Annotated in this window: 4 protein-coding genes; 1 reads left to right on the top strand and 3 read right to left on the bottom strand. The window is 70.3% G+C overall.

Annotated elements, in window-relative coordinates:
- Positions 1-1,745, top strand: a 1,745-nt coding sequence (gene ppk1, locus VKH46_12520; GenBank protein HKB71662.1) for a polyphosphate kinase 1, incomplete at its 5' end; no start/stop codon positions are given.
- A 78-nt stretch (positions 1,746-1,823) separates the two neighbouring features.
- Here the strand turns inward: ppk1 and VKH46_12515 are convergent.
- From VKH46_12515 to VKH46_12505, 3 genes are all read right to left on the bottom strand, one after another.
- The gene (locus tag VKH46_12515; protein HKB71661.1) at positions 1,824-2,648 is read right to left on the bottom strand and encodes a polyphosphate kinase 2 family protein; all 825 of its coding nucleotides are present in this window, start codon (positions 2,646-2,648) and stop codon (positions 1,824-1,826) included.
- Positions 2,645-3,529 carry a CHAD domain-containing protein gene (locus VKH46_12510; GenBank protein ID HKB71660.1) on the bottom strand — a complete coding sequence of 295 codons (885 nt, stop codon included), beginning with the start codon at positions 3,527-3,529 and terminating at the stop codon, positions 2,645-2,647. The genes VKH46_12515 and VKH46_12510 overlap by 4 nt, the downstream gene beginning before the upstream one ends.
- A gap of 51 nt (positions 3,530-3,580) precedes the next feature.
- Positions 3,581-5,446: ATP-binding protein (locus VKH46_12505; GenBank protein ID HKB71659.1), on the bottom strand; the 1,866-nt coding region annotated here is incomplete at its 5' end.

The following is a 5,446-nucleotide window of genomic DNA, read 5'->3' as shown; positions in this document are numbered from 1 at the left end:
CGTTCGATCCCGGCCACCCCTTCCCGTTCCTGTCGAACCTCTCGCTCAACGTCGCGGCGGAGCTCAAGAACCCGGAAACGGGAGCCGTCCGGTTCGCGCGCGTCAAGGTCCCGCCGACCCTTCCGCGCCTGGTCCCCCTGCGGCGGATCGTCCTCGGAAAGAAGAAACTCGATCCGGAGCACGCCGATTTCGTGTTCCTGGAGGACCTCATCCAGGCCAACCTCCCCGATCTCTTCCCGGGAATGACCGTCGTTTCGTCCTACCTCTTCCGCGTGACCCGCGACGCCGACATCGAGATCCAGGAGGACGAAGCGGGCGACCTCCGCGCCACGATCGAGCACGAGGTCCGCCAGCGTCGCTTCGGCGCCGTCGTGCGGCTCGAGGTCGCGCCGCGAACGCCGAAGAAAGTCCGGAAGCTCCTCATCAAGCAGCTCGAGATCCATGATGAGGACGTCTATGAGGTGTCGGGGCCGCTCGGAGCGGGCGATCTGCTCGCGCTCAGCCGGCTCGACCGCAAGGAGCTGAAGGACGCGCCCTTCACCCCGGCCGTCCCGTCGTGCCTGGTCCTCGGGGGAGACCTCTTCGCCGCGATCCGCGAGGGCGACATCCTCCTGCACCACCCGTACGACTCCCTTTCCCCGGCGATCGAGCTGATCGACCGCGCGGCGTCGGATCCGAAGGTCCTCGCGATCAAGATGACGCTCTACCGCACGAACGCCGACTCGCCGTTCATCCGTTCGTTGATCCGCGCCGCCGAGCAGGGGAAACAGGTCGCCGTGCTCGTCGAGCTGAAGGCCCGGTTCGACGAGGAGAACAACATCGAGTGGGCGAAGGCGCTCGAAGAGGCGGGCGTCCACGTCGTCTACGGCGTGGTGGGGCTGAAAACCCACGCCAAGATCGCGCTCGTCGTCCGCCGGGAGAAAGACGAGATCCGCCGGTACGTTCATCTTTCGACGGGGAACTACAACTCGCTCACCGCGAAGGTCTACACGGATCTCGCGCTGCTGACGGCCCGCCCGGAGTTCGGCGACGACGCGACCGAGCTGTTCAACTCCCTGACGGGATGCTCGCTGCGCGCCTCGTACCAGCGCCTCGTAATCGCTCCGCGCGACCTGCATCGCCGGACCGTCGAGTGGATCGAGCGGGAAACGAAGAACGCGCGCGAAGGACGGCCATCCGGCATCAAAGCCAAGATGAACGCGCTGCTCGATCCGGGCGTGATCCGGGCGCTCTACGAGGCGTCGCAGGCCGGCGTGCCGGTCGATCTCGCCGTTCGCGGCGTCTGCTGTCTCCGGCCGCATCTCGAGCGCATCTCCGAGAACATCCGGGTGACGTCGGTGGTCGGGCGGTTCCTCGAGCACAGCCGCATCTTCCTCTTCGAAAACGGTGGCCGGCCCGAGGTCTATCTCTCGTCGGCCGACTGGATGCCGAGGAATTTCTTCCGGCGCGTCGAAGTCGCTTTTCCGCTCGTCGACCCCGCGCTCGCGCGCCACGCGCGGGAAATCCTCGAAGATTCTCTCCGCGACACGGCGCGCGCGCGTGAGCTCGAAAACGACGGGACCTATTCCCGCGTCGCGGCGGCGGATGACCGGTGTTTCGACAGCCAGGCCAACTTCCTCGAGGAGGCGCGCCGCAGGACGCAGCGAGCGATCGAGCAGCTCCGGCGCGGCCCGTTCGCGGAGGAGGAGCCCGCCGAGGGGGGCGAGGCGCCCGAAGTGGCGGGGTCGGAGAAAGTCGCCGGGTAGGAACCGCGCCGATTCTCTGGCCGGTTGCTGAAAAAGGGCCCGTCGCGGCGTCGCGAGCGCCGCGGGCTCGAATGCCGGTCAGGTCTTTTGGCCGCGCTCCCGGACCGCCTCTTTCCAGCCGCTCCGCAACGTCTCGAGACGCCGGGCCAGCGTTGCCGCGACCACCAGGTTCCGGTACCACTTGTGGTCCGACGGGACGACGAACCACGGCGCATCGCGGGTCGAAGTCTTCGACAGCATCTCCTCGAACGCCTTCCGGTAAGCGTCCCAGAGCTTGCGCTCGCTCCAGTCGCGCGGGTTCGCCTTCCAACGCTTCTCCGGGTCGTCCTCCCGCGCCTCGAGGCGCTTCTTCTGCTCCTTCCGGGAGAGGTGGAGGAAGAACTTCAGGACGATCGTCCCGGCGCCGGCGAGCAGCGACTCGAAGGCATTGATCTGCCCGTACCGCTCGCGCCATACCTTTTCCGGCACGAGACCGTGCACGCGCTCGACGAGCACCGCCTCGTAATGCGAGCGGTTGAAGATCACGAGCTCGCCGCGCGCCGGTGTCTGGCGGTGCACGCGCCAGAGGAAGTCGTGCGCCGCCTCCTCTTCCGTCGGGACCCCGAACGACGCGACGCGGCATCCCTGCGGGTTGACGCCCGAAAAGACATGCCGGATCGTCCCGTCTTTGCCCGCCGTATCGATCCCCTGCAGCACGACGAGCACCGAATGAGTGCGCGCCGCATAGAGGAGCTCCTGGAGAGAGGCGAGCGCGGCGAGATCACGCGCCATCGACCGGACGTTTGTCTCGTCGTCCTTGTCGCCGCTTTTCTCGCCCGGGTCGAAGTCGGCCAGCCGGACCCGCTCGCGCGGCCCGACGCGGTGGGCACCAGGACTCTGCCCGCCGGTCTTGCGGCGCCTCACGAGTCGGAGCGCGAACGGATCGCGTCGTCGCGCAGAAGGCTCGGCGATCCCCGGAAGAGGGCGGCGTCGCGATCCGGCGGCGGCGAAGGAGGCTGCGGCCGCCGCGGTTCGCGATCCGGGACCAGTCCGCTCGCCGCGACGGCCTCGCACGCGGCCTTCCGCGCGATCTCGGCCCGATCCGCGGCGGGATCGAAGATCGCGTCGAGCGGCGAGTCGGCGCCCGGATCGGCGTGGCGGGATTCGCGCAGCCGCACGAGGTCGCGGAGGAACGATCGCCAGTCGTTGGCCCGTCCCAGAGAATCCTGGAGAGATCGGCACCGGGAGATCTCCTCCTCCAGGCCCGGGGCGCCGAGATCCCGCCGGGCCATCAGCGCGTAGCGGCGGCGCTTGACGGAGATGCGGAGCCGGTGGAGGCCCTCGTCGTCGAGCACCCGCGGGACACGAAGGGCGTTCTCGCCGGTTTCGAGGGCCAGCCGCGAGGCGAGCGGACCGTCCGGCCGGTCATGGCCGAGCCGCTCGAAGAGCCTTCTTTCGCGGGCGGCCGAAAGCCGCTTCAGCGCTTTGTCGCGGAGGCGGCTTTGTCGCGCGGCCAGGATCTCGTCGACGGGACGAGCGTCCCGTGGAGAGACCTCGCCCGACCGGCCGAGCTCGGCGAGGAGCTCGCGATCGACCTCGAGCTGGCGCAGCGGCGAGAGGCGGCGGGCGAGCTTCGAAGCGCCGCGAGCGACTTTCGGCCGCGCCCCGGCTTCCGCGACGACGGCCGTGTGCCGGAGCGCCACCCGCAGATCGTGCAGCCCCTCGGGATCGTTGTCGCGGAACTTCCGTTCGGCGCGCCGAAGCGTCCGCCGCATGGATTTCCACGTCGATTCGCCGTCGAGCATGCGCCGGATTCTATCCGACGGACGCGGCACGGACGCCGGATCCCGTCCCGTTCAGAGGGTCGAACGGACCGGATCGAACGCCGGGAACGAAACCCGGAAGATCGCTCCCTGCCCCGGCTCGCCGCCGACCGCGACCGTCGCGTCGTGCAGCAGGGCGAGGTGCTTGACGATCGCGAGTCCGAGACCGGTGCCCGGCTTCATTTTCGACCGGGACGGATCGACCTGGTAGAAGCGCTGGAAGATCTTCTCCCGCTCCGCGAGCGGGACACCCGGCCCGCGGTCCCCGATCTGGAGCACGATCCTGCCGTCGTCGCGCGCGACCGAGGCCTCGACCTTCTCGCCGTCGGGGGAGAACTTGACGGCGTTGTCGAGCAGATTGAAGACGATCTGCAGGAGGCGCCGGCGGTCGCCGGAAACGGCCAGCGTCTCGTCGCCCCGCACGTCGATCGCGACCCGTCGCGCCGCGGCGCGGGGGCCGAGGTCCTCGGCGACCTCGCGGACGAGCGGGACGAGCGGGACGCGCTCCGGCGAGAGCTCGATCGCACCCGACTCGATGCGGGAGAGATCGGTCAGGTCTTCGATCAAATCACGCATCCTCCCCGCCTGCCGCGCGATGAGCGCGTTGAGCTGGGCCGCCTCCTCGCGGTCCGGGGCGCCGTCGGCGAGCGTCTCCGCCGCCGCCGCGATCGACGCGATCGGCGTCCGGAGCTCGTGCGAGACGTCGGCGACGAAGCGCCGCCGCATCGACTCCGTCCGGGCCAGCGGGGTGACGTCGCGGAAGATCGCGACGGCGCGTCCGCGGGTGCTCTTCTCGAGCGGCAGGACGGCGACGTCCCAGGTCACGTCGCCCGGACGCTTCCAGACGGTCGACGGCTCGGCGCCGGAGGAGAGGGCCCGGTCGAAGAGGGCGATGACCCCGGGCTCCCGGACGACGTCGACGAGGGGCCGCCCGACCGGGTCGAGCACGTCCAGCATGCGCGAGAACGCGGCGTTCGCCTGCAGAATCTCGCGCCTTGCGTCGACGACGACGAGCCCGGAAGGGAGCCGGTCGAACACCGCGGCCGTGAGCCGCCGCTCCGACTCGGCGGAGGCGAGTGAAGCGAGGAGCGACCGCTTCATCCGGCGCACCGCGTCGGAGAGCGCGGCCGCCTCCGGATCGTCCTCGTCGGGAGGATCCCGCTTCAAATCGCCCCGCGCGACGGCGAGCGTCGCCTCGGTGACCCGCCGGAGGGGCGCCGAGAGCCGCCGGGAGGCGAAATGGCCGACGAGGAAGAGCGCGAGACAGGACACGGCGATCGCCGTCCGTCCCGCCCAAAGCGTGCGCGACTCCTGCGCGGCGAGGTCGTCGAGCGGAAAGGCCACCCGGACGAAACCCCGAATCGCTCCGGTCTTCGGCAGGCGCTCGGCGAGGTAGACGAAGTCCCGGTCGAGCGTCGCCGAAAAGCGCCGCGACGACCCGGTCCCACGGCCGGCGGCTTCGACCACCTCGGGACGGTTCCGGTGGTTCTCCATCCGGGGGACGTCGGCGGGCGCGACCTGGCTGTCGGAGATCACGCGGCCCGAAGCCTGGATCGCCGTGACGCGGACTCCGAGCTCGGTCCCGGCCGAGCGCACGAGCCGGTCCACGGCCGGCTCGTCGCCGAAGATCGGCTCCGCCAGCGCGGCAAGCAGCGTGTCCTCGGCCTGGAGGCGCCGGATCACGCGTTCCCGCGAGGCGCGGTCGAGAAGCGCGCCCCAGAAAAGGATGAGGATGACGGCGGCGCCGGCGGCGAGGACGGCGAAAAGCAGCGAGTACCGCGAGCCCGTTCTCATGACGCCGATGCACGCTCCCGTCGCGCCGAGGCCGCGCCGAAGCCCCGCAGCGGCGAAGGCGGCCGAAGGCGGACCCGTCGCGCCGAAGCTCCGAAGGAGCGAAGG

Source organism: Thermoanaerobaculia bacterium (genome assembly GCA_035260525.1).
Taxonomy (GTDB): domain Bacteria; phylum Acidobacteriota; class Thermoanaerobaculia; order UBA5066; family DATFVB01; genus DATFVB01.
Note: the sequence above shows the minus strand (reverse complement) of the source record. Positions and strands in the feature narration are given on the sequence as shown.

Coding starts and splice junctions, on each gene's coding strand:
- VKH46_12510 (HKB71660.1), bottom strand. CDS start 3,529: ATGCTCGACGGCGAATCGACGTGGAAATCCATGCGGCGGACGCTTCGG.